Origin of the sequence: Actinoplanes nipponensis (genome assembly GCF_016862275.1) — a bacterium.
Taxonomy (GTDB): domain Bacteria; phylum Actinomycetota; class Actinomycetes; order Mycobacteriales; family Micromonosporaceae; genus Actinoplanes; species Actinoplanes nipponensis.
The window spans coordinates 232,851-259,762 of the sequence record NZ_BOMQ01000026.1 but is presented as its reverse complement, the minus strand read 5'-3'; the positions used below and the strand labels follow the sequence as shown (position 1 = coordinate 259,762).

At 73.6% G+C, this 26,912-nt stretch carries 29 protein-coding genes and 2 pseudogenes; 11 read left to right on the top strand and 20 right to left on the bottom strand.

The annotated features are described in order from the left end of the window. Entirely contained in the window at window positions 1-1,869 is a 1,869-nt protein-coding gene (locus Ani05nite_RS11135; protein WP_203767497.1) for an elongation factor G, read from the bottom strand. Window positions 1,870-2,045: 176 nt separating this feature from the next. Between Ani05nite_RS11135 and Ani05nite_RS11130 the strand changes: the two genes are divergently transcribed. From Ani05nite_RS11130 to Ani05nite_RS11120, 3 genes are all read left to right on the top strand, one after another. Beyond that, a complete protein-coding gene (locus tag Ani05nite_RS11130; RefSeq protein WP_203767495.1) occupies window positions 2,046-2,435 on the top strand; it encodes a VOC family protein in 390 nt (129 codons plus the stop codon). Between the two features lie 236 nt (window positions 2,436-2,671). Then, complete coding sequence (locus tag Ani05nite_RS11125; RefSeq protein WP_203767493.1) at window positions 2,672-3,688, top strand: beta-ketoacyl-ACP synthase 3; 1,017 nt, start codon at window positions 2,672-2,674, stop codon at window positions 3,686-3,688. Between the two features lie 44 nt (window positions 3,689-3,732). After that, a complete protein-coding gene (locus Ani05nite_RS11120) occupies window positions 3,733-4,608 on the top strand; it encodes an aldo/keto reductase (RefSeq protein ID WP_203767491.1) in 876 nt (291 codons plus the stop codon). On the opposite strand, the gene Ani05nite_RS11115 is transcribed toward Ani05nite_RS11120, so the two are convergent. The 4 genes from Ani05nite_RS11115 to Ani05nite_RS11100 form a co-directional block, all read right to left on the bottom strand. After that, the gene (locus Ani05nite_RS11115; protein WP_203767479.1) at window positions 4,605-4,961 is read right to left on the bottom strand and encodes a DUF6204 family protein; all 357 of its coding nucleotides are present in this window, start codon (window positions 4,959-4,961) and stop codon (window positions 4,605-4,607) included. The two genes, Ani05nite_RS11120 and Ani05nite_RS11115, sit on opposite strands and share 4 nt — an antisense overlap. A gap of 274 nt (window positions 4,962-5,235) precedes the next feature. After that, on the bottom strand, window positions 5,236-6,957 hold the full coding sequence (locus Ani05nite_RS11110; RefSeq protein ID WP_239129665.1) for an alkaline phosphatase family protein: 1,722 nt from the start codon (window positions 6,955-6,957) through the stop codon (window positions 5,236-5,238). Window positions 6,958-7,055: 98 nt separating this feature from the next. Continuing rightward, window positions 7,056-7,376, bottom strand: a complete 321-nt coding sequence (locus Ani05nite_RS11105) for an STAS domain-containing protein (protein ID WP_203767476.1) — start codon at window positions 7,374-7,376, stop codon at window positions 7,056-7,058. Window positions 7,377-7,465: 89 nt separating this feature from the next. After that, window positions 7,466-9,088 carry a methyl-accepting chemotaxis protein gene (locus Ani05nite_RS11100; protein ID WP_203767473.1) on the bottom strand — a complete coding sequence of 541 codons (1,623 nt, stop codon included), beginning with the start codon at window positions 9,086-9,088 and terminating at the stop codon, window positions 7,466-7,468. A 391-nt stretch (window positions 9,089-9,479) separates the two neighbouring features. Here Ani05nite_RS11100 and thrS point away from each other — a divergent pair, with 391 nt between their 5' ends. From thrS to Ani05nite_RS11085, 3 genes are read left to right on the top strand one after another with little or no spacing between them, the layout of a single operon-like run. Then, window positions 9,480-10,703, top strand: a complete 1,224-nt coding sequence (gene thrS, locus Ani05nite_RS11095; protein WP_203767470.1) for a threonine--tRNA ligase — start codon at window positions 9,480-9,482, stop codon at window positions 10,701-10,703. A gap of 54 nt (window positions 10,704-10,757) precedes the next feature. Next, on the top strand, window positions 10,758-11,741 hold the full coding sequence (locus tag Ani05nite_RS11090) for an ABC transporter ATP-binding protein (RefSeq protein WP_203767468.1): 984 nt from the start codon (window positions 10,758-10,760) through the stop codon (window positions 11,739-11,741). Then, a complete protein-coding gene (locus Ani05nite_RS11085) occupies window positions 11,738-12,463 on the top strand; it encodes an ABC transporter permease subunit (protein WP_203767466.1) in 726 nt (241 codons plus the stop codon). The genes Ani05nite_RS11090 and Ani05nite_RS11085 overlap by 4 nt, the downstream gene beginning before the upstream one ends. A gap of 13 nt (window positions 12,464-12,476) precedes the next feature. Here Ani05nite_RS11085 and Ani05nite_RS11080 read toward each other — a convergent pair whose 3' ends face one another. The 3 genes from Ani05nite_RS11080 to Ani05nite_RS11070 all read right to left on the bottom strand — a co-directional run bounded on the left by Ani05nite_RS11080 (window position 12,477) and on the right by Ani05nite_RS11070 (window position 15,317). Then, window positions 12,477-13,340 (bottom strand): SDR family oxidoreductase, encoded by an 864-nt coding sequence (locus tag Ani05nite_RS11080; protein WP_203767464.1) that lies wholly within the window; start codon window positions 13,338-13,340, stop codon window positions 12,477-12,479. Window positions 13,341-13,539: 199 nt separating this feature from the next. Beyond that, window positions 13,540-14,322, bottom strand: a complete 783-nt coding sequence (locus Ani05nite_RS11075; protein WP_203767462.1) for a TIM barrel protein — start codon at window positions 14,320-14,322, stop codon at window positions 13,540-13,542. Further along, window positions 14,319-15,317 (bottom strand): Gfo/Idh/MocA family oxidoreductase, encoded by a 999-nt coding sequence (locus Ani05nite_RS11070; protein ID WP_203767461.1) that lies wholly within the window; start codon window positions 15,315-15,317, stop codon window positions 14,319-14,321. Before Ani05nite_RS11070 ends, Ani05nite_RS11075 begins: the two co-directional genes overlap by 4 nt. Window positions 15,318-15,390: 73 nt before the next feature. Here Ani05nite_RS11070 and Ani05nite_RS11065 point away from each other — a divergent pair, with 73 nt between their 5' ends. Beyond that, entirely contained in the window at window positions 15,391-16,392 is a 1,002-nt protein-coding gene (locus Ani05nite_RS11065; RefSeq protein ID WP_203767460.1) for a LacI family DNA-binding transcriptional regulator, read from the top strand. A gap of 329 nt (window positions 16,393-16,721) precedes the next feature. Here the strand turns inward: Ani05nite_RS11065 and Ani05nite_RS41805 are convergent, their stop codons facing one another. The 7 genes and pseudogenes from Ani05nite_RS41805 to Ani05nite_RS11040 form a co-directional block, all read right to left on the bottom strand. Next, on the bottom strand, window positions 16,722-16,958 hold the full coding sequence (locus Ani05nite_RS41805) for a helix-turn-helix domain-containing protein (protein ID WP_275410533.1): 237 nt from the start codon (window positions 16,956-16,958) through the stop codon (window positions 16,722-16,724). Between the two features lie 80 nt (window positions 16,959-17,038). Next, window positions 17,039-17,155, bottom strand: a pseudogene (locus tag Ani05nite_RS42360) (recombinase family protein); the annotation flags it as partial. A 60-nt stretch (window positions 17,156-17,215) separates the two neighbouring features. Beyond that, a pseudogene (locus Ani05nite_RS42355) lies at window positions 17,216-17,379 on the bottom strand (ATP-binding cassette domain-containing protein); the annotation flags it as partial. A gap of 146 nt (window positions 17,380-17,525) precedes the next feature. After that, entirely contained in the window at window positions 17,526-18,056 is a 531-nt protein-coding gene (locus Ani05nite_RS11055; protein ID WP_203767459.1) for an EXLDI protein, read from the bottom strand. A gap of 434 nt (window positions 18,057-18,490) precedes the next feature. Further along, on the bottom strand, window positions 18,491-18,634 hold the full coding sequence (locus Ani05nite_RS11050; RefSeq protein ID WP_203767458.1) for a hypothetical protein: 144 nt from the start codon (window positions 18,632-18,634) through the stop codon (window positions 18,491-18,493). A gap of 37 nt (window positions 18,635-18,671) precedes the next feature. After that, window positions 18,672-19,058 carry a Tn3 family transposase gene (locus Ani05nite_RS11045; protein WP_203767456.1) on the bottom strand — a complete coding sequence of 129 codons (387 nt, stop codon included), beginning with the start codon at window positions 19,056-19,058 and terminating at the stop codon, window positions 18,672-18,674. A gap of 118 nt (window positions 19,059-19,176) precedes the next feature. Next, a complete protein-coding gene (locus Ani05nite_RS11040) occupies window positions 19,177-19,869 on the bottom strand; it encodes a winged helix-turn-helix transcriptional regulator (protein WP_203767454.1) in 693 nt (230 codons plus the stop codon). Between the two features lie 100 nt (window positions 19,870-19,969). Here Ani05nite_RS11040 and Ani05nite_RS11035 point away from each other — a divergent pair, with 100 nt between their 5' ends. Genes Ani05nite_RS11035 through Ani05nite_RS11025 form a run of 3 tightly spaced genes read left to right on the top strand, consistent with a single transcriptional unit; the run spans window position 19,970 to window position 21,658 of the window. Beyond that, on the top strand, window positions 19,970-20,776 hold the full coding sequence (locus Ani05nite_RS11035; protein ID WP_203767451.1) for an alpha/beta fold hydrolase: 807 nt from the start codon (window positions 19,970-19,972) through the stop codon (window positions 20,774-20,776). After that, window positions 20,773-21,330, top strand: a complete 558-nt coding sequence (locus Ani05nite_RS11030) for a dihydrofolate reductase family protein (RefSeq protein WP_203767448.1) — start codon at window positions 20,773-20,775, stop codon at window positions 21,328-21,330. The genes Ani05nite_RS11035 and Ani05nite_RS11030 overlap by 4 nt, the downstream gene beginning before the upstream one ends. A gap of 31 nt (window positions 21,331-21,361) precedes the next feature. Beyond that, a complete protein-coding gene (locus tag Ani05nite_RS11025) occupies window positions 21,362-21,658 on the top strand; it encodes a DUF4287 domain-containing protein (RefSeq protein WP_203767445.1) in 297 nt (98 codons plus the stop codon). A gap of 41 nt (window positions 21,659-21,699) precedes the next feature. Here the strand turns inward: Ani05nite_RS11025 and Ani05nite_RS11020 are convergent, their stop codons facing one another. After that, window positions 21,700-22,668, bottom strand: coding sequence for a GlxA family transcriptional regulator (locus Ani05nite_RS11020; RefSeq protein WP_239129664.1), 969 nt, complete (start codon window positions 22,666-22,668; stop codon window positions 21,700-21,702). A 110-nt stretch (window positions 22,669-22,778) separates the two neighbouring features. On the opposite strand from Ani05nite_RS11020, the gene Ani05nite_RS11015 reads away from it, so the two are divergent. Further along, window positions 22,779-23,420 (top strand): isochorismatase family protein, encoded by a 642-nt coding sequence (locus Ani05nite_RS11015; protein ID WP_203767441.1) that lies wholly within the window; start codon window positions 22,779-22,781, stop codon window positions 23,418-23,420. Window positions 23,421-23,441: 21 nt separating this feature from the next. Here Ani05nite_RS11015 and Ani05nite_RS11010 read toward each other — a convergent pair whose 3' ends face one another. From Ani05nite_RS11010 to Ani05nite_RS10995, 4 genes are read right to left on the bottom strand one after another with little or no spacing between them, the layout of a single operon-like run. Continuing rightward, window positions 23,442-24,215: a maleylpyruvate isomerase family mycothiol-dependent enzyme gene (locus Ani05nite_RS11010; protein WP_203767438.1), complete on the bottom strand. Its 774-nt coding sequence runs from the start codon at window positions 24,213-24,215 to the stop codon at window positions 23,442-23,444. 59 nt (window positions 24,216-24,274) lie between these two features. After that, window positions 24,275-25,378: a baeRF3 domain-containing protein gene (locus Ani05nite_RS11005; protein WP_203767435.1), complete on the bottom strand. Its 1,104-nt coding sequence runs from the start codon at window positions 25,376-25,378 to the stop codon at window positions 24,275-24,277. 36 nt (window positions 25,379-25,414) lie between these two features. Further along, entirely contained in the window at window positions 25,415-25,891 is a 477-nt protein-coding gene (locus Ani05nite_RS11000; RefSeq protein ID WP_203767432.1) for a hypothetical protein, read from the bottom strand. Then, complete coding sequence (locus tag Ani05nite_RS10995) at window positions 25,888-26,874, bottom strand: TerC family protein (RefSeq protein WP_239129661.1); 987 nt, start codon at window positions 26,872-26,874, stop codon at window positions 25,888-25,890. Before Ani05nite_RS10995 ends, Ani05nite_RS11000 begins: the two co-directional genes overlap by 4 nt. Between the last annotated feature and the right edge of the window lie 38 nt (window positions 26,875-26,912).

The following is a 26,912-nucleotide window of genomic DNA, read 5'->3' as shown; positions in this document are numbered from 1 at the left end:
TCACCGTCGCTCGGGGGCCGGGGCGTAGTGGTCGAACGCGGCGTCCAGGACGCCCTCGCCGCGGGTCAGGGCGGGTAGCCGCTGCCGTAGCTCGTGCACGCGGGCTGCCGGCAGCTCACCCTCGACCAGGCAGACCGGGCCGTCCGGCGCGGTGTGCAGGGGTACGCCGCGCAGCGCGCCGAGCACCGGCAGGACCGCGCCGAGGGTGTCGGTGGGCAGCTCCAGGGTGAACCGGTGGATCGGCTCGCAGACCCGCGTGCCGGCCCGGGCCAGGGCAACGCCCAGCACCCGGCGGGTGAGCCGGCGGAAGTCGCCGGCGGTGCTGGACATGCTCTTGTCGAAGGTGCCGTGGGCGTGGCTCTGCCGCGCCAGGTAGCCGCTGTGGGTCATGGTGACCGCGCAGTCGGGCACCGGCCAGCCGTGCGGGCCGCGGGTGAGGGTGTCGCGCACGGACTCCTCGACGGCGGTGAAGAACGCCGGCGGCATCGAGCCCAGTTCCACGCCGAGGGTGAAGGTGATGCCGCCGCCGGGCGGGCCCGGGGCGGCCCGCAGCCCGACGGTGGCCAGGTCCGGGTTGGTGTCCTCGCCGATGCGGGCGACCGCCTCGCCGGTGCCGGTCAGCCGCTCGGTGCACAGGGTGGTGGTGGGCGTGAAGCGCACCCGCAGGCCGTGCTCGTCGGCGAGGGTGGCCGCGATGACCTCCTTCTGCACCTCGCCGTAGAGGGTGAGCGACAGGTCGGGCCGCAGCCCGATCAGCGGGTCCTGCTCGGCCAGCCGGGACAGGGCGGCGTAGAGGGCGCCGCGCCGGCGCGGGTCGGCGGGTATGACGACGGTGCCCAGGCTCGGCGGCGCGAACTGCCGGCCGGGTCCGGGCGGCGCGGCGCCGAGCGGGTCGCCGACGCGGACGGCGTGCAGCCCCCGCAGCCGGGCGATCCGGCCCGCGGTGACGGCCGGGCGGCGCGCCGTGGCCCCGGCGGTGAACACCTCCACGGCGGTGACCTTGTCGGCGGGGTCGGGGCCCGGCCGGTCGCGTACCCGCAGGGTGCCGGAGAACAGCCGGGCGTAGGCGAGCTTCTCGCCGGCCGGGCCGCGCTCGACCTTGAACACGGTGCCGGACAGCGGCCCGGCCGGGTCGCCGCCGGCCGCCGGCAGCAGGTCGGTCAGGGCGGCCCGCAGCTCGGGCACCCCGGCGCCGGTGATCGCCGAGCCGAACAGCACCGGGTGCAGCTGCGCGCGGCGGGTCTGCGCGGCGAGCGCGCGGTGCAGCCGCGCGGCGCCGACCGGCCGGTCGTCGACCAGGGCCGCGAGCAGGCGGTCGTCGCGCTCGGCGAGCAGCTCGCCCAGCGCCGGGTCCGGGCCGGCGACGACCTCGGCGGTACGGGTGCCCGCCCCGCGCACGGTGTTCAGCGCGACGATGTCCGGGCCGAGGCGCCGGTGGAGCTCGTCGAGCAGCGACCCGGTCCGCGCGCCCCGCCGGTCGATCTTGTTGACGAAGATGAGGGTGGGTATCCGCAGCCGGGTCAGGGTGCGGAACAGGATCCGGGTCTGGGCCTGGACCCCCTCGACGGCGGAGACCACCAGCACGGCGCCGTCGAGCACGCCGAGCACCCGTTCCACCTCGGCGATGAAGTCGGGGTGGCCCGGGGTGTCGATGAGGGTGACCGTGTGCTCGCCGACACCGAACGCGACCACCGCCGCCTTGATGGTGATGCCGCGGCGGCGTTCCAGGTCGAGGGTGTCGGTGCGGGTGGTGCCGGCATCGACGCTGCCGGCGTGGTCGATGACCCCGGCGTCGTACAGCAGCCGCTCGGTCAGGCTGGTCTTACCGGCGTCGACGTGGGCCAGGATGGCCAGGTTGAGCAGGGACAAGGCGCGTCAGGTCCTTCGGGGAGGCGACAGGGGCCGGGCGGGACACCGACGCAGCTCGCATGACGCTCTCCTCGTGCAGGGGACCTCGGACGCCTCATCATCGGCGGCCGGGGCCCGGCCGGCCACCGGTTTTTGCGGGCGCCCGGCCGGACCGGGAGCCGGTTAGGCTGCCGGCCATGATCCTCAATCCGGTACGCCACATCACGATCGACGCCCACGACCCGCACGCGCTGGCCCGGTTCTGGCTCGCGGTGACCGGCTACCTTCCCGACGAGGAGCCCGACGACGACGAGGTGCTGATCACCGCGCCGCAGCCGGGCGCGCCGGGGCTGCTGTTCATCCGGGTGGGCGACGTCAAGGCCGGCAAGAACCGGGTCCACCTGGACATCCAGCCGCCGGAGGGCACCCGCGACGAGACCGTGCAACGGCTGCTCGCGCTGGGCGCCACCGTCTACGAGGACCACCGCACCCCCGAGGGCCTGGGCTGGGTCACCATGCGCGACCCGGAGGGCAACGAGTTCTGCGTGGAGCGCAGCGCGGGCGAACGGGGCCTGCCCACCTCCTGACCCGAGGGGGCCGGCGGAGTTGCCTTGCCCACGTTGGCACGGCTACCGCCGGGTAGGTCGTGTGCCGGGGCCCACCGTCGACATACGGTGGACGAAATGCTGCGCGCGCGACCCGGGCCAGGCGACTCGAACGGCGGACTTTCCCCGGCGGTGTGCGGTGGCGAGGCGGGGGTACGGCGTACGCAGCCGATGCTGGTGGTCGCGTCACCGGCAGGGACCACCCGCGAAGGAGAGTTGTGAGCAGAGTCGCCGTACTGCAAGGTCTGGGCACCGCCGTGCCCGCTCGGGTGGTCGCCAACGCCGAGCTGGCGCCGGCCCTGGGCGTCAGCGACGAGTGGATCCGCCGGCGCACCGGCATCGCCCAGCGGCGCATCGTCGACCCGGGCACCACCACGGCGGATCTGGCCACGACGGCCGGCCGCAACGCGCTCAAGTCGGCGCAGACCGACGCGGTGGACGCGGTCGTGGTGGCCACCACCACCCCGGACCGGCTCAGCCCGGCCACCGCCCCGGAGGTCGCCTGGCGGGTCGGGGTGGCCCCGGCCGCCGCCTTCGACCTGGCCGCGGTGTGCAGCGGCTTCGTCTACGGCCTGGCCACCTGCGCCGGGCTGATCGCCGCCGGCATCGCCGAGCGGGTGCTGCTGATCGGCGCCGAGACCAACTCGTACTTCCTGCAGCAGACCCCGGAGACCCGCGGCCCGGCGATCCTGTTCGGTGACGGCGCCGGTGCGGTGGTGCTGCGCGCCGGCGAGGCCGGCGAGCCCGGGGCGATCGGCCCGTTCGACCTGGGCAGCGACGGCGCGGCCGCGGACCTGATCCGGATCGAGGCCGGCGGCTGCCGGCAGCGGGCCCGCACCGGGCCCGAGTCCGACGACGTGCACTGGTCGATCTCCGGTCAGGAGGTCTACCGGCGGGCCGTCGAGCACATGACCGCCTCGTCGCTGCGGGTGCTGCACGCCGCCGGGGACACCGTCGCCGACGTCGACCGCTTCGTCGCCCACCAGGCCAACCAGCGGATCCTGGACCGCGTCGCCGAGCAGATCGGGGTGCCGGCGCAGCGCTGCATCGGCAACGTCGCCACGGTCGGCAACACCGGCGCCGCGTCGATCCCGCTGGCGCTGGGCGACGCCTGCCGCGCCGAGCAGCTGCAGGCCGGGCACCGGCTGCTGGCGACCTCGTTCGGCGGGGGCCTGACCTGGGGCTCGGCGATGATGACGTGGCCGCACGTGGACGTGGTGGCCACCGAGCAGTGAGCCGCGGGGCGGCGCCGGGGGCGCGGCCCGGCTAGGTTGGCCCGATGCCGACCGACCCGATCGACGCCGCGGCCGCCGGGAGCTGGACGCTGGGCGGGCACACCGTACGCCGGATGGGTTTCGGCTCGATGCGCCTGACCGTCGCGCCGGACCCGGCGCCGGCCATCCGGGTGCTGCGCGAGGCGGTCGCGCTCGGGGTCAACCACATCGACACCGCCGCGTTCTACGTCTCCCCCGGCGGCACCCTGGGTGTGGGCGAGGGCGCCAAGCGGTACGCCACCGAGCTGATCCGCGCCGCGCTGCGGCCGTACCCGCAGGACCTGCTGATCGCCACCAAGGTCGGCCCGGGCGAGCAGGGCTGGGCGCGCAGCGCCGCCCAGCTGCGCGCCCAGGTCGAGGAGAACCTGCGCCGGCTCGGCCGCGACCACCTCGACCTGGTCAACCTGCGGCTGCGCGGGCCCGGGCACGGCAGCTGCGCCGAGGAGTTCGCCGCCCTGGCCGCGCTGCGCGAGCAGGGTCTGATCCGGCACCTGGGGCTGTCCGCGGCGACGCCCGCGCACCTCGACGAGGCCCGCGCGATCGCCCCGGTGGCCTGCGTGCAGAACGCCTGGGGGCTGGACTACCGGCGCGGGCAGGACGAGCTGGTGCGCGCCTGCGGCGAGCACGGCATCGCCTTCGTGCCGTTCTTCACCCTGGCCGGGGCGGCCCGCGAGCAGGGCGCCGGGGCGGAGACCCACGCGGGGGTGCGGGCGGTCGCCGCCGCGCTGGGCGCGAGCCCCCAACAGGTCCGGCTGGCCTGGGCGTTGCACCAGGGCCCGCACGTGCTGGTCATCCCCGGCACCGGCCGCGTCACGCACCTGCGTGAGAACGTGGCCGCCGCCGGGCTGCGGCTGGGCCCGCCGCAGCTGGCGATGCTCTAGTCGGCGCTCGCGGCCAGCTTGCGGCCGCGCTTGCCCAGCGGGACCTGCGACATGTCGACGGCCTGGGCGGTGAGGTTCTTGAAGCCGTAGCCGCGCGCGGACAGGTACGCCGCCGCGGCGGCCTCGGCGCGGCCCACCGCGGCCGGGATGTCCTGCTCGCCGGCCACGGTCTCGGCGAAACGGAAGGTGAAGAACGGCCGCGTGGCCACGTCGTAGGTCAGCGACCCCTGCGCGGTGTACGCGGCGAACGCCACGTCGTGGGCGGCGGCGTCGGCCAGCAGCTCGGCGCGCTGACCGGCGGTGAGCCCGTCGAAGGCGCCGCGGACGGTGACCCGGATGGTGCGTGTGCTCATGGGCCGACCGTAGTGGCCGCGGCGGCGGGGCTCCACCGGATTAGGGGGCTCTCTCTCGACAGCCACGGGTGGGCTTCGACCGCAGCGGGGAGACGGGCTTTGCCGCCGTACACCTCGGGCGATCCGCGGCGGAACCCGGCGATGACGGCCCGGTCCGCGCGAACGGCGCCGAGCAGGGCGGCGAACGCGCCAAGCACGGGACAGCCCCACAAGCGACCCTCAGGCCGGTCCCCGGTCAGCCGGCACCCCTGGCCACCCCCCGCGCGGCCCTCACTCAGCGCCGCGGCGGCGACAGCGGGCGCGGCGGCGCGGCGTCCGGGCCGAACGCGGTCAGGAACCGGTCGCGGAACGTGTGCATCGGCCACACCGGCGCCTGCGGGGCGGGCTCCAGCCCGGCCGTCCAGCCCCAGTCGGCAACCCGGCGCAGCACTGCCGGGTCACGCGCGACCACGGTGATCGGCACGTCGTGGCCGGCCGTGTCGCCGACCACGATCGGCGCCGGCTGATGGTCGCCCAGGAAGACCAGCACCAGGTTGTCGTCGCCGTAGCGGCGCACCCAGGAGACCACGCTGTCGATCGAGTACTTGATCGACGTGGCGTACGCTGCGCGGACCCGGGCGGCGTCCTTCCACACCTCGCCGGCCGGCGCGGCGCCGCGCTGCTGGGCGGTGTAGACCGAGCCGTCGCCGATCTCGTCCCAGTCGAGCAGGGCCGGCAGCGGCGCCCACGGGGTGTGGCTGGAGACGAAGGTGAGCTCGGCCATCAGCGGGTCGCGCCCGGGCCGGGTGTACTCGCGGTCGGTGAACGACTTGAGGGTGAACTGGTCGGGCATGGTCGCCCAGCTGAACGCCGGGCCGCGGTAGCCCAGGGTGTGCGAGTCGTAGACGCGGTCGTAGCCGTAGAACTGCCCCTCCGGCCACGCGTAGGTGACGCCGGGCTCGACCCCGACCGTCTGCCAGGCCCCGGTCCGGCGGAACGCGCTGGTCAGGGTCAGCCGGTCGCCGGAGACCAGGCTGCGGTAGCGCTGCTCGTTGTCGATCCACACCCCGGACTGGAAGGTCGCGTGGGCCAGCCAGCTGCCGCCGCCGCTGGTCGGCGAGGTCAGGAATCCGCTGCGGGCGGCGAACCCGGCCGCGGACAGCTGCCGGGTGCCCTCGGCCAGCGTGGCGTGCACGCGCTGGTTGAGCTTGGGGTCCTCGATCGCCGAGCGCCCGTAGCTCTCGATGAACGTGAACACCACGTCCTTGCCGCGCAGCCCGGTCAGCAGCTGCCCGGCGGGCACGTCGCGGAACGCGTCGTCGCCGGCCTCGGCGGCGAACTGGCGGCGGTCCTGCAGCGCGGCCGGGACCTTGAGGACGTTGTCGTGGGCCAGCACGGCGGCGCTGTCGGAGGCGACGTACACCCCCGGCACGAACGAGGTGCCCAGCAGGGCGCAGGCCAGCCAGGCCACGCAGCCCACGGCGATGCCGCGGGTGCTGGCCGTACGGTGCGCGGCCGCGACCGCCGCCAGCCGGCGCACCGCCAGGATCATCAGCACCAGCAGTCCCACCGCCAGCAGGACCGCCCCGGCGACGGCGGCCACGGCGCCGGGCTTGCCGACCGCGTCGCGCACGAAGCGGTAGCCGTCGGCGAACAGCGGCCAGTCCAGCACCGGGTCGAACTGGCGGGCCAGGACGGTGAAGAAACCCATGTCGATGATCTTGATGACGGTCAGCACGCCGAGCACGGCGCCCAGCGCCCCGGCGACGGCGCCGCGGGCCCGCCGCGGCAGCGCCAGCAGCAGCGCGAACGCGGCCAGCGCCTCGATCGGGATGCGCACGAACGCGGCCGGCACCGACGAGCCGGGCGGCAGCCGGGTGAGCTGGTCGGGCACCACCAGGGCGAGGAAGACCAGCACCGCGGCAAGGACGGTGAGCGGCGCGGCGGCGCGGCCCCGCCGGCGACCCGCGTGGTCCGGCGACGCCGGCGTACGGCGGAAGCGCGTGAAGTACGACAACCCGACGATCCTTACCAGCTGCGGTGGAGCCCCCTGACGAACCCGAACTGTACTCACCGTCGCGGGCGCCGCCCGGCCGAGCGGTCCCGCCAGCCGGCTCAGCGCACCGTGGGCGGCGCGGTGAGCCGGTCCAGGGTGCCGGAGTCGTCCAGCGCGCGCCGGACCACCCCCCGCGGGTTGATCACGACCAGGCCCACCACCTGCGCGGCCGCCGCGGCCCGGGCGGCCAGCAGGGCGTCGATGCCGGCGGCGTCGCAGAGGGCCACCTCGGCCAGGTCCACGACGACCTCCGCCGGGCGTTGCGTGGTCAGCACCGCGGCGACCGCGTCGGCGAGCAGGTCGGCGGTGGCGGCGTCGAGCACGCCGCGGACGGCGAGCCGGACCACCCCGTCGTTGACCACATGGGTGTCGATGGTCATGCGCCCTCCCGGCCGGATCCCCCTCCAGCTATGCCACGCCGCTGCGTGCCTGTCAAGGAACCCTCGGTGACCGCGCCGGGCCGGGCGGGTCAGTACCGGAAGGTGCTCACCAGGGCGGTCAGGTCGCTGGACATCCGGGCCAGCTCGTTGGTGGCCTGCTGCGACTGGGTGACGCCCTGGCTGGTCAGCCGGGCCGCCTCGGCCACCCCGGTGATGTTCTCGGCGATCGAGCCGGTGCCGGACGCCGCCTCGCTGACGCTGCGGTTCATCTCCGCGGTGGTCGCGGTCTGCTCCTCGACCGCCGAGGCGATCGTCGTCTGGAAGTCGCTGATCCGGGCGATGACCGAGCTGATCTCCTCGATCGCCACCACCGCCCCGCCGGTGTCGGACTGGATGGCCTGCACCCGCCGGGAGATGTCCTCGGTGGCCCGGGCGGTCTCCTGGGCCAGGTCCTTGACCTCGCTGGCGACCACCGCGAAGCCCTTGCCCATCTCGCCGGCCCGGGCGGCCTCGATGGTGGCGTTGAGCGCGAGCAGGTTGGTCTGCTCGGCGATCGCCGTGATGACCTTGATGACGTTGCCGATCTCCGCGGACGACTCGCCGAGCTTGTTCATGGTGGCCGAGGTGGCCGCCGTGACCGTCACGGCCTCGGCGGCGACCCGGGCGGCCTCGGTGGCGTTCTGGGAGATCTCCCGGATCGAGGCGCCCATCTCCTCGCTGCCAGCCGACACCGTGTCGACGCTGCGCGAGATCTCCTCGGCCGCCGAGGACACCGTCTGGGCCTGCGCCGAGGTCTCCTCGGCCGACGCGGCGATCTGGGTGGACACGCTGGACAGCTGCTCGGAGGCGGCGGCCAGCGACGAGGCCGAGCCGTCGATCGTGGTCACGGTCCGGCGCAGCTGCGCCATCGCGGCGTCCAGCGCGCGGCCCATCTGGCCCGGCTCGTCGCCGCTGGTCAGGCCGCTGGTGCTGGTCAGGTCGCCGCGCGCCAGGCTGTCGCAGACCGCCTGGACGCGGCCCAGCGAGCGCACGATGCCCCGGGCCACGACGTAGCCGATGGCCAGCGCGAGCAGGGAGCCGATCAGCAGCAACAGGATCGACTGGGTGCGGCTGGACTCGTACCGGTCCTTGGCGTCCGCCGCGGACTTCGCCGCGTCCGCCTTCTCCGCGGCCTTGAGCGTGTCGACGGCTTTGATCACCTCGGCCATCAGCGGCATCGCCTCGTCGTTGCGGGTCTTCTCCCAGGCGGCGAACTCGTTGTTGCGGCCCAGCACCAGCAGCTTGCCCTGCAGGACCTGCACGTAGGCCTGCCATTTGGTCTCCATGGTCGCGATGACCGCGGGATCCCCGGCCGGGTTGCTGGCCCGGTAGGCCGCGAATCCGGCGCCGACCTCCGTGAGCCCGGCGGTGACCGCGTCGGTGTATTGGGCCACGCCCGCGGCATCGGTCGAGATGGCCTGGTTGGCCGCGTCCAGACGGACCTGGGTCATCGCCGCGTCGATCATGCCCATGGCCTCGACGCTGGCGACGTTGGAGCGGTAGATCCGCTGCGCCGAGTCGCTGACCGTGCTCAGCGCCCGCAGCCCGATCGTGCCGACCAGCACCGCCACCAGCACCGCGAGCACCACCGCGGCGAGGATCTTGACCTTGACGCCCAGGTCGGCGAACGAGCGCCGGCGCGCCGGAGCGCCGGCCGTGGAAATCGTGCTCACAGAGTGTTCCCCTCGATGCGTTCCCCCGGCGCGCGACCGGTCCCCGGCCACCGCGCCCACGGTGGGCCCCCGCCTCCCGCACCCTTCCTATTGGCAGCATCGCCGAGGAGATGAGCGTCTTCGTTCGTCCCCGGCGGGCGGTCCCTCCCGATTCGTACCGGCGGTCCCGCCGCGATGGCCGCTGCGGCGGGCCGGAAAACGCTTTGTCCCGGCGGCGGCCACGGCCCTACGGTGAGCCCATGAGCCACGCCGCGATGACCACGACGCCGGGATGTCCCGGCCGAGCATCGCGCTGATCTGATCCGATCGACGACGCGGCCCCGGGCATCCGCCCGGGGCCGCGTCGTGTCCGCGGCGGGCGGGGGCCGGGCCACCGACCCTGGAGGCACCCATGACCATCGACCACCGCCGGCTCGGGCGCGAGCTGGACATCTTCGACGCCGACCCGCTGATCGGCGCCGGCCTGCCGTACTGGCTGCCGGCCGGCGCCGCGGCCCGCCACGAGGTGGAGAGCTACTTGCGCGAACTCGAACGGCGCGCCGGCTACCAGCACGTCTACTCGCCGGTGCTGGGCAAACGCCGGCTGTACGAGCTGTCCGGGCACTGGGACCACTTCGCCCAGGACATGTTCCCGCCCATGGACCTCGGCGACGACCTGGTGCTGCGCCCGGCCCTGTGCCCGCACCACGCGCTGATCTTCAAGGCGCGGGCCCGGTCGTACCGGGACCTGCCGCTGCGCCTGGCCGAGATCGGCGGCATGTACCGCGCCGAACGCTCCGGGGTGCTCGGCGGCCTGTCGCGGGTCCGCGCGATCTGGCTCAACGACGCGCACATCTTCTGCCCCGTCGACCAGATCGGCCGGGAGGTCGCCGCCGTGCTGCGGCTGATGCGCCGGGCCCACGCGGCGCTCGGGCTGCGGGTGTCGTCGTACCAGCTGTCGCTGCGCGGGCCCGGCGCCGGCTACGCCGGTGCGGACGCCGCGTGGGAGCAGGCCGAGGGGCTGCTGCGGGAGGCGCTGGACGCCGCCGAGGTGCCGTACGCGGCGGTCGCGGGCGAGGCGGCCTTCTACGGACCGAAGATCGACGTGCAGCTGGCCGATCCGGCCGGGCGCGAGTGGACCGTCTCGACCATCCAGATCGACTTCCACCAGCCGGCCCGCTTCGGCCTGTCCTACACCGACGCCTCCGGCGCCGCGGCCGAGCCGGTGATGCTGCACCGCAGCCTGGTCGGCTCGATGGAACGGCTGTTCGCGGCCCTGCTGGAGACCCACGGCGGGGCGTTCCCGGTGTGGTTCAGCCCGGTGCAGATCGCCGTGCTGCCGGTCGGCGCCGACCAGCGCGCGGCCGCCGAGGACTTCGCCGGCGACGCGACCGAGGCGGGACTGCGGGTCCAAGTCGACACCGAGGGCTCGCTCGGGGCGCGGATCCGCCACGCGGCCGGGCGCAAGATTCCGTACCTGGCGGTGATCGGCCCGCGGGAGCAGGCCGGGCGGATGGTCGCGCTGCGGCTGCGCGACGGGCGCCGGCTGCCGCCGCGGGCCCAGCCGGAGGCGATCGCGCTGGTGGCGGCGGTCGCGGCGGCCCGCTCGACCGAGCTCGCGCCGTCGGCAGGCTGATCCGGGCGACTGCGGCGGTGTCCCGCGGGGGCCCGGGCTCGTAGGGTGGTCCCCATGGGGCGATTCGGCCGGGATGACCGGTCGCGGCGCCCGGCCGGCGAGCCGCTGCCGGCCGGGCCGGACGCGCCGGTGCTGACCGCGTCCGGGCTGGGCAAGCGCTTCGGGGACCGGACCGCCTTCCGCGACGTCACCTTCGCGATCGCCCGCGGCGAGATCTTCGGCTTCCTCGGCCCGAACGGGGCCGGCAAGACCACCACCGTACGCACCCTGGGCACCCTGATCGCGCCGACGGCCGGCTCGGCCACGGTCGCCGGCCTCCCGCTGACCCCGGCCAACGGCCCGGACATCCGCCGCCGCATCGCGATCATGCCGGAGTCGCCGGGGCTGTACCCGCGGCTGAGCGTGCGGGAGAACCTCGCCTGCTTCGCCGAGCTGTACGACACGCCCGAACCGGCCGGCCGCATCGACCGGGCCCTGCGATCGGTGCACCTGGCCGACCGGGCCGCGGACCCCTGCGGCGCCCTGTCCAAAGGGCTGCGCCAGCGCGTCGCCCTGGCCCGCGCCCTGCTCAGCGACCCGGAGATCCTGTTCCTCGACGAGCCCACCTCCGGCCTCGACCCGGTCGCCGCCCACGACGTGCACGAGCTGATCGCCGAGCTCAGCCGCGGCGGGGTGAGCATCTTCCTGACCACCCACCGCCTGGCCGAGGCCGAGCGCCTCTGCGACCGGGTGGCCATCCTCAACACCACGCTGCGCACCATCGGCACCCCGGCCGAGCTGCGCGACCAGCTGTTCGCCCGCACCCTGGCGGTCGAGACCCAAGCCGCGCTGGACGACCCGGACCGGGTCTTCGCCGGCCTGCCCGGCGTCGACCACTGGCGCCGCACCGGCCCGTGCGGCTACGCCCTGGCCGTCTCCGACCCGGTGCTGGCCGCGCCGGCGGTCACCCGGGCCCTGGTCGCCGACGGCGCCGACGTGCTGTCGATCGGCGAGGCGCGCCACTCGCTGGAGGACGTCTACCTGGAGCTGATCGCATGAGCCCGGCCGGCCGGCGGGTACGGGCCGTCGTCGCCAAGGAGCTGCGCGACTTCCGGCGCAACCGCGCGCTGCTGGCCAGCATGGCGGTCGTCCCGGCCGTGTTCTGCGTGCAGCCGCTGGTCACGGTCTTCACCCTGGACCCGTCGGTGTCGACCGCCCTGGGCCAGCAGCACGTGCTGCTGTACATGCTGGGCATCCCGGCCGTGGTGCCGTCGTTCATCGCCGCGTACGCGGTGGTCGGCGAGCGCCAGCAGGGCACGCTCGAGCCGGTGCTGACCACCCCGATCAGCGGCGGCGAGCTGCTGCTGGGCAAGGCCCTGGGCGCCCTGCTGCCCGCGCTGCTGGTCGCGTACGGGGTGTACGGCTTCTTCCTGGGCTGCGTCCGGCTGTTCGCCGACCCGGCGGTGGCCGCCGCGGTCATCCGGCTGCCCGACGTGCTCGCCCAGCTGGTCTTCACCCCGCTGCTCGCCGGGTGGTCGATCTGGGTGGCCATCATGATCTCCACCCGGTCGAGCGACATCCGCGTCGCCCAGCAGTTCGCGATGCTGGCGAGCCTGCCGTCGCTGGCCGTGACGACACTCGCGGCGTTCGGCGCCGTGCCGGCGTCGGCGGCGGTCGGCGGGCTGGCCGTGGTGCTCCTGCTCGGGCTGAACCGGCTCGGGTGGCGGCTCGCCACGGCCGCGTTCGACCGCGAACGGCTCATCACCGGCACCCGGGGATGAGCGCGGCGCCTCCTCAGTAGGCGGAACCGCCGCGGCGCAGCAGGTCGGCCAGGGCGGTGGCGGGATGGCCGGTCAGGCGGGCGACGTCGGCGGTGACCCCGGCGACCTCACCGGCGGCGATGGCCGTGTAGGTCGACACCCAGGCGTCGAGCTGCCAGCGCGGGGCGCCGAAACCGGCGCGGGAGGCGTACGCCTGCTCGACGGTCTCCGGCTGGTAGGTGACCGGCCGGTGCAGCTCGGCGGTCAGCACGGCCGCCACCTCCTCCAGCGACAGCGCCTGCGGACCGGTCAGCGCGTACGTGGCCCCGGCGTGGGCGGCCGGGTCCAGCAGCACCGTGGTGGCGGCGTCGGCGATGTCGTCCTGGGCGACAGCGGCCACGCGCCCGGCGCCGGCGGGCCCGCGGATCACGCCGTCCGCGCCGACCAGGGCGGTCAGGAAGTCGGCGTAGAGGTTGTCCCGCAGGAACGTGAAGCTCAGGCCCGAGGCGCGGATGTGCTGCTCGGTGGCGTAGTGGTCCCGGCCGAGGGTGAACGTGCAGTCCGGCGCGGCGCCGTAGAACGAGATGTAGACCAGGTGGGCGACGCCCGCGTCGACGGCGGCGTCGACGAACGCGGTGTGCCGGGCGAGACGGTCGGGGGTCTCCGAGGCCGAGACCATGAGCACCGTCGGCACGCCGTCGAGCGCGGCCCGCACGGCGTTCCGGTCGCTGAACTCCGCCCGTACGGCCGAGGCGCCGGCCAGGTCCGCCGCCCGCGCCGGGTCGCGGACCACGAGCCGCTGAGCGGCGCCCGCGGCAGCCAGGCGGCGGGCCACGCGCCCGCCCAGCCGACCGGTGGCCCCGGTGACGCCGATGAGAGCCTTGCCGGGCTGCGACACGCGATCCTCTCCTTGCCTCACGCGGACTCCGGCCGGCCGGCCCAGTCGCCGAAGCGGTTGACGAGCCGGAGGCCGTCGCGCGCGAGGAGCAGCGGCAGCTCCTGGGAAAAGATACTCCTGATCCCGAACGGGGCGACGAGGAAGCCGGGTTCGGCGTCGGTCGAGAGGTGCCACGTGCCGCGGCCGCTGTTCCGTCAGTTCAGCTGCCGCTGAAGGCTTCGCGGAATCGCCGCAGGGCGGTCGGGGCATCGGTGGAGGCCCAGCCTTCGAGCGCCACGACGCCCTGGTAGCCGAACCGGCGCAGGGCGGCGGCTATCGCGGGGTAGTGGATTTCGCCGGTGCCGGGTTCCTGCCGGCCGGGTACGTCGGCGACCTGGATCTCCCCGATGAACGGCAGGGCGCGTTCGATGAGCTCGATGAGGTTCCCCTCGCCGATCTGCGCGTGGTAGAGGTCGAGATTGAGCCGCAGGTGCGGGCTGCCGACGGCCTCGACCAGCGCCAGGGTGTCCGCGGCCCGCGCGAACGGCGTGCCGGGGTGGTCCACCGCGGTGTTGAGGTTCTCCAACGTGAACGTCCGGCCGGCGCGTTCGCCGAGGGCGGCCAGGCGGGTCAGGGTCCGGGCGGCGGTGAGCCACATCCGCGGTGTCACCACGGCGGCCGGCACGACGGGAAGGCCGCGGTCGTCCAGGCCGGTGCCGTGGAGGTTGAGCCGGGGGCAGTTGAGCTGCTCGGCGACCTCCAGTGACTGTCGGGCGGTGCGCAGCAGGACCTCGGCGCCCTCCGGTTCGGCCAGGGCGCCGGTGAGGTATCCGGTCATGGACGAGATGGTGGCGCCGGTCTTGACGAGCGCGTCGATGTCCTTGCCGGCCCAGGTCCACATTTCCGCCTCGAAGCCGAGCTCGGCGATCCGCGTGACGCGTTCGGGAAAAGGCAGGTCGAGGAAGACCATCTCGGCGCAGACGGCCAGGCGGTAGCCGGTCACGCGCTCACCTGCACGGGCTTGCCGGTCGCGGCCGATTCCGCCGCGGCCAGCGCGATCGCCAGGGCGGCGCGGGCGTCGTCGCCGGTGACCGGCGCGGCGGTACCGGTACGGACCGCGTCGGTGAACGCCGCCAGTTCGGCGACATAGGCGGGGCCGAACAGCTCCTGATCGCTGTGCATCGTCGCGATGGTGCGCCCGGCGGGGCTGGAGAAGGTCATTGCGGTGCGGCGTGCGTCGCCGACGGTGGCGGCGCCGGCCGAGCCGAACACCTCGGCCCGCACGTCGTGGCCGTAGCTGGTCGCGAAGCACGCCTCGGCGAACCCCATCGCACCGTTGTCGAAGCGGACCATGACCGCGGCCGTGTCGCGCAGGCCGCGCTCCCGCCAGGCGGGCTCGACCAGGGCGTCCGCGGTCGCATAGACCTCGACCGCGGTGGCGCCCGGGTTGAGGAACCGCAGGACGTCGAGGTCGTGGATCAACGTCTCGAAGAAGATCGTGTCCGGCGGCACGCGCGCCGGGTCGAAGCCGCCCGGGTCGCGCGTCAGGGAACGCAACAGCCGCGGTGTGCCGATCTGCCCGCCGTCCAGCAAGGCGCGGGCGGCGGCCCAGTCGGGCGCGAACCGCCGCTGGAATCCCACCTGCAGCACCACGCCGGCGTCGCGGGCCGCCGCGATGGCCCGGTCGGCGTCGGCCAGACTCAGCGCCATCGGCTTTTCGCAGAACACGTGCTTGCCCGCCCGGGCTGCCGCGACGACCAGATCGGCGTGCAATCGGGCGGGGGCGGCGATCACCACCGCGTCGACCCGGGGATCGTCGCACACCTGCGCCATGTCGGTGTAGCGGCGGTCCGCGTCGAGTTCCTGGCCGCCGCCCACCGGATCGGCGACGGCGACCAGCCGGGCGTCGGGAAGGCGCCGGCTCACGGTTTCGCCGTGGAACAGGCCCATCCGGCCCGCTCCGATCAACGCGACACCCAGCTGTCTGGAACGTTCCATAGACTGAGGGTGCGGGCGGGGCCCGCCCGGCGTCAAGGGTGGGTCCTGGAACGTTCCAGAGTACGGTGTGCAGATGGCGAACAGGACGGTCCGGCCGACCCTCACCGACGTCGCCGCCCGCGCCGGGGTGTCCAAGTCGCTGGTGTCCCTGGTGATGCGCGGTGAGCAGGGGGTCAGCCCGGCGACGCGCCAGCGGGTCCGCGAGGCCGCCGACGCGCTGGGCTACCAGCCGGACAGCCGGGCGCGGCTGTTGCGCAGCGGCCGCAGCCGGCTGCTCGGGGTGGTGTTCGGCATCGAGCACGCATTCCACGTCGACCTGGTCACCGCCCTCTACACCGCGGCCCGCGACAGCGGATACGAATTGGCGCTCAGCGCGGTCACCCCGGAGCGCGACGAGACCGAGGCCACCGCCAGCCTGCTGCAGGACCGCTGCGAAGCCCTGATCATGCTCGGGCCCCGGACACCGGCCCCCGCGCTGGCGCGGCTGGCGACCCGGTTACCGGTCGTGGTCCTGGCCCGCGACGTACGCGGCGCCGACGTGATCCGCACCGCCGACGCCGACGGGCTGCGCCAGGCCGTCGACCACCTGGCCGGCCTCGGGCACCGGCGCATAGCGCACATCGACGGCGGCCGCGCGCCGGGCGCCGCGGACCGGCGGCGCGGCTACCGCGAGGCGATGCACGCCCACGGCCTGGGCCGCCACGTCCACATCATCGCGGGCGGCCTCACCGAGGACGAAGGCGCGACCGCGGCCCGCACCCTGCTGCACCAGAGCCGGCCACCGACCGCCATCACCGTCTTCAACGACCGCTGCGCCACGGGCGTGCTCGACGTGCTCGTCCGCGCCGGCACGCGCGTGCCGGAACAGGTCAGTGTCGTGGGTTTCGACGACAGCCATCTGGCCCGGCTGGCCCACATCAGCCTGACCACGATCGCCCAGGACGTCCCGACCATGACCAGACTCGCCGTGGCCAGGGCCATCGAGCGCATCGACGGCCTGGCGGTGGCCCACCGCGCGAGCGTCGTCACGCCCCACCTGGTGATCCGGTCGACGACCGGGCCCGTGGCGGACTGATCACCACCACGCGGCTGCGAAGCCCCCTCCCGACGCCGGCCGGAACCAAGGAGTCATGCGCCGATACACCATAACTGTCATTATGGTGTATCGACGTTTTGTCCGTTTCTTGAGCCCTGGACCTATTATTGGATTACCGATAATTACAATCCAGTAATTATCGTCCGGGCGGCAGGTCGGCCCGTGAGGAACATCGGAGCCAGAAGTGACGCTAGCGATGATCTTGGCGAGGACTTTGGCCATCAGGTCTGTTCGGACTCATCCGCACAGGGTTGCGATGCGTCTTGGGCTCGTGTGCACGACGCACGGGGCGTCGGGCCGAGTTCGGTTTACGGAGTGGGTGTCCGGGCGGGCATCTCGGCGAGGTGGCGGTAGATGGTGGGCCGGGTGACGCCGAACTCGGCGGCGATCTGTTCGACGGTGTAGGCCAGGCGCCCGTCGGGCCCGGTCTCCTCGTACATCTGCTGCGCGATCTTCGCCTGACGTGGGGTGAGCTTGGGTTTCTGGCCGCCGGTGCGGCCGCGGGCGCGGGCGGCGGCGAGGCCGTCGTGGGTGCGTTCGGACATGAGGGCGTGTTCGAACTCGACGAGGAGCCGAGGATCTGGAAGAACATCCGGCCCATCGCGGTGGAGGTGTCGATGTTCTGGTCGAGCATGACCAGATCGACGCCGCGCTGCTGCAACTGGGCGGACAGCTCGATGAGGTGGGCCAGCGAGCGGCCTAGCCGGTCGAGTTTGGTGACCACGAGCTGGTCGCCGGTCCGGCGGGCGACCAGGAGCGCCTTGTCCGGTTCGGGCCGGCGGGCGAGTTTGCCGGAGGCCTTGTTGACACTCGCCGTGCCGTCATCCGGTTTCAGCAGGGTCGCGATGATCCGCACGAGGGGGGTCTTGCCGGCTCCGTTCGAACCGAGCAGCCCGAAGACACTACCCCTGTCCAATAGGACTTGTGCAATCCGCTGATCCGGATCGCCGGATTCTGGTGTTTCACGCGTCAGCCTCTCGTGTGGATCGCGTGTTGTGGGTGGTCAAGGCGCGAGGAGCCGCCGGGCGAGCATGGTGGCTCGTCCGGTGTTCGGGGCGTGCGCTATCGCCGAGGGAGCTTCGGGGCTCCGCCGGTGGCTGATCCAGGGGCCGTTAGATGTCCAGGTCCTCGATGGTGGGCTGATCGATCGCGTCGAGCACCAGTTCGTACAGCCCGGTCGGGATGATCTCGCGCAGCGCGTCGAGGTCGTCGGCGATGCGCAGACTGGAGTCGGCCGGGATGCGCGTCCAGGATTGGTCGGCGCTCCAGTCGCCGACCCACGCGCGCCAGCCGGTGCGGTACTTCTCCGCATTCGGTCCGGTGTTCACGTGGGCTTCGGAGCGCTCGTGGTGGACGACGAACTTCTCGGTACGGGTGCGGTAGACCCGGTAGGTCTCTTCGCGCTCGTTGCCGCTCTGTTCCATCTCGGCCAGCAGCATGCCGGAGAAGCGTTGCTTGCGGCCGAGGCCGGGGCCGACGCGGACGACCACGTCCTCGAAGCCCTGCTGCCGGCCCTCCTCGACCTCGACGTAGCGACGTAGCGCGGTGGCGATGGCCGTGGACAGCTTGCCGCCGGCGATCTCCTGAGCCCGCTGGAACAGCGGCAGGTCGTCGTCGGATACGTAGATGGTCTTGTTGGGCACACCTTGACTATACGCATACGTGTACGTGGTAGCTAGTCCTGGATCGACGCCCAGGACCGCTGACGGCCTCCCGCCTTCGCCGACGTGGACCGCAGGCCGCTACGACTGCTGCTGTCGGGACCCGCCAGCGCCACCCCGCACGACGCCACCACCGCCGGCCGCAACCGCATCCACCTCGTCGTCGACGACCTGGACACCGAGATTGACCGGCTCCGCGCCGCCGGCCTGGCCTTCCGCAGCGAACTGGTCCCCGGCCCGGCGGCCGCCAGATCCCGCTCGCCGACCCCGCCGGCAATCTCATCGAACTGTTCCAACCCGCCCGCGACGCCGCCCCTGCCAACAACTGAAACCCCGTCGCACTTCGCCGCCACCCCGGCCTGTCACACGAGGTCGATGGTCTTCCTCGCGGCCCCCGGCTCTGTCCGGCTACTGCGCTACTCGTCATCGCCGGCGGCCGGGTCGCGCAGCGGCCGGTAAGTGCGTCCGCCCAGGTCGGGCAAGGTGAACGTGTAGTGGCCGTGGACCCGGATGTGATGGCGGACGTACGGTGAGTGCCGGGCGACGTCGGCGTCCAGCACCGGGTAACCCCGGGCGCGCAGTCCGGCGAGGGCGAGATCAGGTAGAGGGTGTTCCACAGGTGATGCAGTTGAGGACCAGGCCGAGCGCGCCGAGCTGGTCCTCCAAGCCCTCGTGACACGCACGGTGCAGTTCGCCGCGGCGGCCGTGGAGGACGTGCCGGGCCAGGTCGTGGCGGCCCTCGTTGAGGTTGCGCATGCCCTTGATCTGGCGCCGGTACGGTTCGTCGTCGACGAAGGTCAGCACATGCAGGGTTTTGAAGATCCGCCCGTAGCCGGCCAAGGCCTCGCCGAGCTGGGTCAGGTTCCCGCCCGTCGACAGCACCCGCAACGCGTCGTAGGCGGAGATCTGCCCGGTGTGGATCAGCCCAGCCGGGAACCGGCCGTACGCCGCAGCCTGCTCATCAGTGAGGAACTCAACCGGCACAGGCCGAAACGCTAGAAGAGATCGAACATGATCGAAGCCGGATTAACGGTCAGTCGATCGCGACAACCGACGTACCCCGAACGTGTCCAGCCAGGAGCCCTGCCTACCAAGATCGTCCCTAGCGTTGCTTCTCGTTCCGCTGTTCCTCAAGGGCCAGGTCGAAGGGCAGCCGGAACAACCGCGAGAACAGTTCCAGCAGCGGCACAGGCCCAGTCACCGTGACGCCCGGCGCCGCGGCGAACTCGGTCGGGGTCAGCTCGCCGGCGAGGAACGCCCGCATGGCCGGCCCAGCCACGATCAGCAGATCGGGCCGGGTGTGCTCGCCGTCGCCGACGACGATGTCCTCGCCCGTCACCTCGGCCCAGGCGGCCACCGGACCGCCGCCCACCTGGAACACCGTGGTGGTCGTCGGGCCCGGCTCGGCGCGTCCGGCGAACGCGGTGCGCAACATGCTGGCGACGATCGCGGAGGTGACCGTCTCGCCGGGCTCCGGGGCGACCATGCGGCCCGCGCCCCATCGGCCGAGCGCGTCGATCACGGGTTCGAGCCCCCGGCCGCGCGCGGTGAGCCGGTACTGCACCGAACGCTGGCCGGGAACCGCCTGCCGTTCAACGACGCCGGCCGCCTCCAGCTCCCGGAGCCGGGTGGAGAGCATGTTGGTCGGCACGCCGGGCAGCGCGCGCAGCAGGTCGCTGAACCGCGCCGGGGCGATCAGCAGGTCACGCACGATGTGCAACGCCCACCGCTGGCCGAGCAGGTCGGCCGCGCGGCTCACCCCGCAGAACTGTCCGTACGTCCGGGACGCCGACATGCGATCCTCCTTTACTTCAGTGTTGCAAGCACACTTGCTTTTCTGCATCATAGTGGGGAGTGGCGGCCGTCGGGGCGCCCCGACGAGGGAGATGTGCATCATGAGCCGAACCACCTCCGCCGACGGCACGCCGATCGCGTACGAGCTGCACGGAGCCGCCGGCGCTCCGGCCGTGATCTTCGTGCACGGCGCGATCGCCACCCGGCAGCTGCAACCCGCGCCGGCGGCGATCGCGGAACTGACCGGCCTGCGCGTCGTCGAGTACGACCGTCGCGGGCGGGGCGAGAGCGGCGACACCCTGCCGTACGCGGTCGACCGCGAGATCGAGGACATCGCGGCCCTGATCGAGGTCGTCGGCGGACACGGCTGGCTGCTCGGCGAGTCCTCCGGCGCCACGCTGGCCCTGGAGGCGGCCCGGGCCGGCCAGCCGGTCGACGGCCTGTTGCTGTACGAACCGCCGATCGTCGCCGACGACGGCCGCCCGCCGGTGCCCGCCGACTACACCGAGCGCCTCGACGCGCTGCTCGCCGAGGGACGCCGCGACGCCGCCTTCGCCCAGTTCTCGATCGAGGGTGTCGGCCTGCCGCCCGAGATGGTCGGCGACGTCACCGCCTCGCCCTACTGGCCGGTGGTCGAGCCGATCGCGCACACCCTGGCCTACGACGCGCGGGTCTGCGGCGACACGATGAGCGGTTCACCGGCGCCCCTGCGGCGGTTCGCGGCGGTGGACACCGACGCGACCATCGTGGTCGGTACGCAATCCCTGCCCTACATGCGCGCCGGCGCCCACGCCCTGGCGGCGGCGCTGCCGAAGGCCCGCGTCGTCGAGCTCGCCGATGCCGGCCACCAGGTGCAGGCCGCCACCCTCAGCCCGGTGCTGCGCGAGACGGTCGGCGGTACGCGATGAGCCCCACGATCAGCGCCGAGCTGTTCGCCTCGGCCGACCTCGTGGTCGGCGAGCCCGACCAGTGGCACTTTCCGTGGGTCGACGCGGAGTTGCTGGCCGAGGTGGAACGGGACGTGACCACAGCCACCGCGCTGATGCTCGGACGCACGACCTACCAGACCTTCGCGGGTTCCTGGCCGCACCGCGGCGACGACGTGCCCCTGGCGAAGACGTTCAACACCATGCCGAAGATCGTCGTCAGCGACACCCTGACCGAGGCGACGTGGTCGCCCACCACGATCCTGCGTACGGGCGGCGACCTGGCCGGCGCCGTCGCCGGCCTGACGAGCGCCGGCCACGGCCGCATCACCATCGCCGGCAGCGTCACGCTCGTCGAGTCGCTCATCGAGGCCGGCCGGCTCGACGAGCTCCGGCTGCTCGTGCACCCCGTCATCATCGGCGGGCGCCGGCGGTTGTTCGCCGGCACCCCGATCCGCGGCCGGCGCATGCGGCTGGCCGGATCGGCCGCCCACGCCAACGGCGTCCAGCTGCTCGTCTACCGCTTCGACTCCTGATCCCCCGTCACCTCCGGAAAGGACACCCGCCATGCCCGCACCCGCGCAGAGCTACCTGACCACCATCGAGACCAGGACCGGCCTGACCCCCCGCCAGCTGCTCGACCGCATCGACGCCGCCGGCCTCGGCGGACCCGACACGAAGGCCGGGGACATCGTCGCCTGGCTCAAGGCCGAGTACGGCCTGGGGCACGGCCACGCGGCGACCATGGCCCAGGTGTCGCGTCACCGCGCATCGGTCGATCTGCGCAACGCCGGCACGACCCCGCCGCCGCCCGGCAGCATCGGCCGGCTCTGGCTCGACGGCAAGGACAGCCTGCCGGCCTGAGACGGGGCGCACCCGGGCAGCCGATCCGGGACCGGCCGGGGTCATCGGCGGGCGTCGAACCGGCGGCGGTACTCCGACGGCGAGGTGCCGAAGGCCGCGGCGAAGCACTGCCGCAGGGTGACTGTGCTGCCGAAGCCGCAGCCGGCCGAGACCTGGTCGATCGGCAGGTCGGTGGACTCCAGCAGCCGGCGGGCTTCGTCGAGGCGCTGGCGCCTGACCCACACCGCCGGGCTCACCCCGGTGGAGGCCTGGAACGCCCGGATGAAGGTGCGCCGGCTCAGATGCGCGACGCCGGCCAGCCGCTCGACCGTCAGGGGTTCGGCCAGGTGCCGCAGCGCCCACTCGAGCACTCCGGCGATCGGGTCGGTGCCCGCCTGTGCCGGCAGCGGCCGTTCGATGTACTGCGCCTGCCCGCCCTCGCGGTGCGGGGCCACCACGAGGCTGCGCGCCACCCGGTTGGCCGCCGCGGCGCCGAGCCGGCCGCGGACCAGGTGCAGGCACGCGTCCAGGGCCGAGGCGGTGCCGGCCGAGGTCAGCACGTCGCCGTGGTCGACGTAGAGCATCGAGGCGTCCACGTGGATGTCGCGGTGACGGGCGGCGAGCATGTCGACGGCCTGCCAGTGCGTCACCGCCGTACGCCGGGTCAGCAGCCCCGCGTCGGCGACCGCGACGGCCCCCAGGCAGAGCCCGGCAATCGTGGCGCCGCGGCCATGGGCCGTCGTGAGGAGCCGTCGCAGGGCCGGGCCGGCCACGCGGCCGTCCGTGAACCAGGAGGGGACGACCACGACGTCGGCCTCCTCGGCCGCCGCGGGGCCGCGCACTCCGCCGATCGAGTAACCCTCGGCGGTGCGGACAGCTCCGGCGCGGTCGGCGAACAGCACCGTCCTCCAGTCGCCCAGGCCCTGCCGCGTGACCTCGTCGAAGACCAGGTGCGGCGCCGAGAGGTGGAACATCGTGACGCCGTCGAAGGCGTAGACAGCGATCCGCAGGACGTCGCCGGAGCTTGGCACGATTTCATCGTAACGCCGCACGTGTGCCAATGGCTCGGGCGGTTCCGGGCGCGCAGACTGACCTGGTCGCCCCGGGGCGGCGCCACCGACACCGAAGGAGCCCGCCGGTCATGACCAGCCCGAACCGCGCCCTCATCCTCATCGACGTGCAGCTGGACTACTTCGGCGGCGGTCCGCTGGAGATCCGGTACCCGTCGCACGCCGACTCGCTGCCGCAGATCACCCGCGCGATCGACGCGGCCACCGCCGCCGGCATCCCCGTGGTCGCGGTCCAGCACACGATGGGCGAGGACGCGCCCGTGTTCAACCCCACCCGGCCCGGCTTCCGCCTGCACCCCGAGGTCGAGAGCCGCCGCACCGGCGAGTGGAAGTCGGTCGTCAAGCGGTACGGCACCGTGTTCGCCGGCACCGACCTGCTGTCCTGGCTGCGGGAGCGTGAGATCGACACGATCACCCTGGTCGGCTACATGACCAACAACTGCGTGCTGGCCTCCGCCGCCGAGGCCGAGACCCACGGCCTGGCCGCCGAGGTGCTGGCCGACGCCACCGGCGCGATCAACATCGCCAACGAGGCCGGCTTCGCCGACGCCAAGACGGTCCACACCACCCTGATGGCGCTGTTCAACTCCAACTTCGCCGCCGTCACCGACACCGCCACCTGGTCACAGGCCGCGGCGGCCGGGCGGTCGCTGCCCAAGCCCGACCTCGGCGCGTCCGCCGTGACGGGTGCGCAGCGCGCCGGGCAGGCATGATCGGCCCCCGCCCGTCGCGACCTACACCTCGGGCTCCCAGGCGATGAGCCGATCGAAGATGCGCAGGTCGCCCTCCCCCTTCAGCGACTCCAGCCCCGTGCGCCCGTAGAAGAACAGCACCAGGTCACTGGCCGCGCCCCGGGCCGAGACGTCGGCGGCGTCCGGGTCCTCCCCCGGCGCGAGGGGGGCGACCCGGGCGCCGGCGCCGGACAGCCGCAGGCGCCAGGAGCCGCCCTCGGTGGCGTGGTAGTCGACCACGGCGGGCTCGTGCGGCCAGGGCGCCGTCGTCGCGCAGCAGGTGACCTGGAACTCCTCCACGCCGTCGAGGGCCACCTCGACCGGCAGCGGCTGCGCGGCGCCGATCGCCAGCTGGGCGTCGTAGGTGTGCACCGCGACCTCCTGGACCTGGTGCCGGGCGACGGCGACGGCGGTCCGCGGCGACTGCGAACTGCCCCACCACGACCAGCATCCACGTTCCGGGCCGGCCTCGCGCAGCGCGCCCAGCTGCTGCTCCACCGACTCGGCCAGCCAGGCCAGCAGGGCCGCGCGCTCCCGGGGCGCCGGGTCGTCCCACGTGGACCTGTCCGGGGGCGCGTCGGCCGGCCCCGCGGCGACGATGGCCGCCCATTTGCGCCGGCCCTGCCCGATGTGCTGCGCCAGGTCGAACAGCGTCCACCCGGGACAGGTCGGCACCGGCACGTCCAGGCCGGGCGCGGCGGCGACCGCCGCGCGGAAGGCGGTCGACCGCTCGTCGATCAGTCGCAGCAGGTCGGGGAACTCCGGGGTCTTGTGCACTCCGGCTGTCTACCACCGCGCCCCGGCCACCGACAGCGATTTACCCCGGTGGTGGGCGGTCAGCGGCGGACCGTGAGGGCGACGCCGTGGTGGTGGTCGAGCGCGCCCGGGTCGGTGAAGGCGATCCAGCCGCCGCGGACCAGGACGAGCTCGATGAGTTCGTCGACGGCGTCGTCGATGACGTCGGGGTGTTCCGGGTCGTCGGCCGGGGTGAGGGTGTCGCCGTCGTCGGACAGCCGGGCGGGGTAGAACAGCGACTCGTCGACCGCCAGCATCTCGGGGCGCTGGGTGCGGGCGGCCAGCCAGGCGGCTGGCATGCCGGCGGCGACCCGGCCGGCGGACCTGCGCTGGTCGATCAGGGTGAGGGCCTCGTGCTGGCGCCGGCGCAGGTAGTCGTCGAGGACGGCGCGGATCCGGGTGGTCAGCACGGTGCGGTTGGCGTGGGTCAGGTTGCCGGTGACGGCGCCGGCGAGCCGGGCGCAGTTGGTGGAGACGCGGCGGAACGCGGCGATGGCGCGTTCGCTGCCGGCCAGCACCAGCGGCGCCGGGTGCAGGCGCAGGTAGGTGCCCAGGGCGGCGTCGACGCGGCGGTGGAAGTCCAGGTTGTCGGGATCGCCGGCGCGGGCCGGGCGGTCGGCGCGGCCCCGCTTGTTCGGGCCCGCCGGCGGGTCGGCGGTGAGCGGGAAGGCGGTGGTCAGGGCGGGCAGCAGGGTGTCGCCGGCCGCGTCGAACAGGCGGGCGTGGCCGGAGTTGAGCGCCAGGACGAGGTGGCGGGGCGTGCGGTGCAGGGAGCGGACGAGGTCGCGGGTGGCGAAGGTCGGGTCGACGACGGCGCGGTCGCGGACGGCGACCGGCAGCCGGATCAGCGAGGCGGTGCCGGCCGAGGCGTACAGGGCCAGGGCCTGGGTGGCGGGGCCGCGGCGGGCCTGCTCGACGAGGTCGTGCAGCCGGCGTACGGCGGGAGCGGCCGCCTCGGGCAGCAGCTCGGCGCGGACCCGGTCGACGGCCCGGCCGGCCAGCGCCTCCAGGCGCAGCGCGTCGGCGCGGGTCAGTTGCGCGGCCGGGGTGGTGGTGAGCAGGACGCTGATCGCCGGGTACTCGCGGACCTGTTGCAGGGCGGTGATCTGCGCGGCGGCCGGGGCCGAGGCGGTGGCGGTGGGCATCGCGGGTTCCTCCAGGGTCGACGGTGGCGGGTTGGCTCAGCTGAGGACGGGGGTACGGGCCGGCGTGGCGGCCGGGCCGTGGTGGTGCGGAACGGGTTCCAGCGCGCCGGTGGGGTCGTGCAGTGGCTCGGCGGTGACCACGACGACGGCCCCGAACCGGTCGACCAGCTGGCTCACGGCAGCCATCGGCACGCCGTGCCGGGTGTCGGTGCCGGGCGGGAGCAGCAGGGTGGAGCGGAAGTAGGCGACCCCGGCGGCGTGCAGGATGGGCGTGACCCGGGCGACGACCGCGATGCTCCGGGACCGGAGGCGCCGGTCGCGGGAGTGGTGCAGCAGCGCGTCGACGCTGCATCCGGTGGTGGGGACCGCCGCGGCGGCGATCAGCAGGGTGCCGGTGCGGGCGGCCACGGCCGGGTCGGTCGGTGCGTTGGTCAGTACGGCGAGCACGGGTCCCGAACCGCGGGTGCGACCGGGGATCGTGTAGCTGCGGGGGCGTTCCGCGACGCTGGTCATGAGCTGGTCACTTCCTTCCGGGTGGTGGTGTCGTCGGTGTCGTCGGTGTCGTCGGTGTCCGGGGTGGCCGCGCCGCGGGTGCTGCGCAGGCTCCATCCGATGGAGACGGCGATGGTGGCGACGATGACGCCGAGGGTGAGCGGCAGCGGCAGCTTGCCGACCGGGGTCTCCGACAGGATCAGCTTGACCCCGGCGAAGGCCAGCAACACGGCCAGGCCGTAGTGCAGATGCACGAACCGGCGCAGCAGCCCGGCCAGGCAGAAGTACAGACTCCGCAGCCCCAGGATGGCGAAGGCGTTGGCCGCCCAGACGATGAACGTGCTGGTGGTGATGGCCAGGATCGCCGCGACACTGTCCACGGCGAAAATCAGGTCGGTGGCCTCCACCGCGATCAGCACCACGAACAGCAGAGTCGCCACGCGCTTGCCGTCGATGCGGGTGAAGAACCGGTCACCGTGGTACCGGGCGTCGGTGGGGATGACCTTGCGGACCAGCCGCACGACCAGGTTGCGCTCCGGCGAACTCTGCCCGCCGTGGCGGAACGCCATCTTGTAACCGGTGTAGACCAGGAAGGCGCCGAACACGTACGCCGTCCAGAAGAACGTCTCCAGCAGCTCCGCGCCGACGAAGATGAACACCAGCCGGAACAGCAACGCCCCGATGACACCCCAGAACAGCACCTTGTGCTGCACCGCCGCGGGCACGGCGAAGTAGGTGAAGATCAGCGCGAAGACGAACACGTTGTCGATCGACAACGCCTTCTCGATCAGATAACCCGCGTAGTAGGTGCCGGCGACCTCACCGCCCTGCCACACCCACAACACCACGCCGAACAACAACCCGGCGACGATCCAGACCCCGGACCACACCGCGGCCTCACGGAACCCGATCACATGGTTGTCACGGTGCAGGAACAGGTCGACCGCGAGCATCGCCGCGATCGCCACCATCAGCGCCGCCCAGACCCACCAGGAAGCAGACAAGGGGGAGACCTTTCGTCCGGCCGGACCCGTGGCGGCGG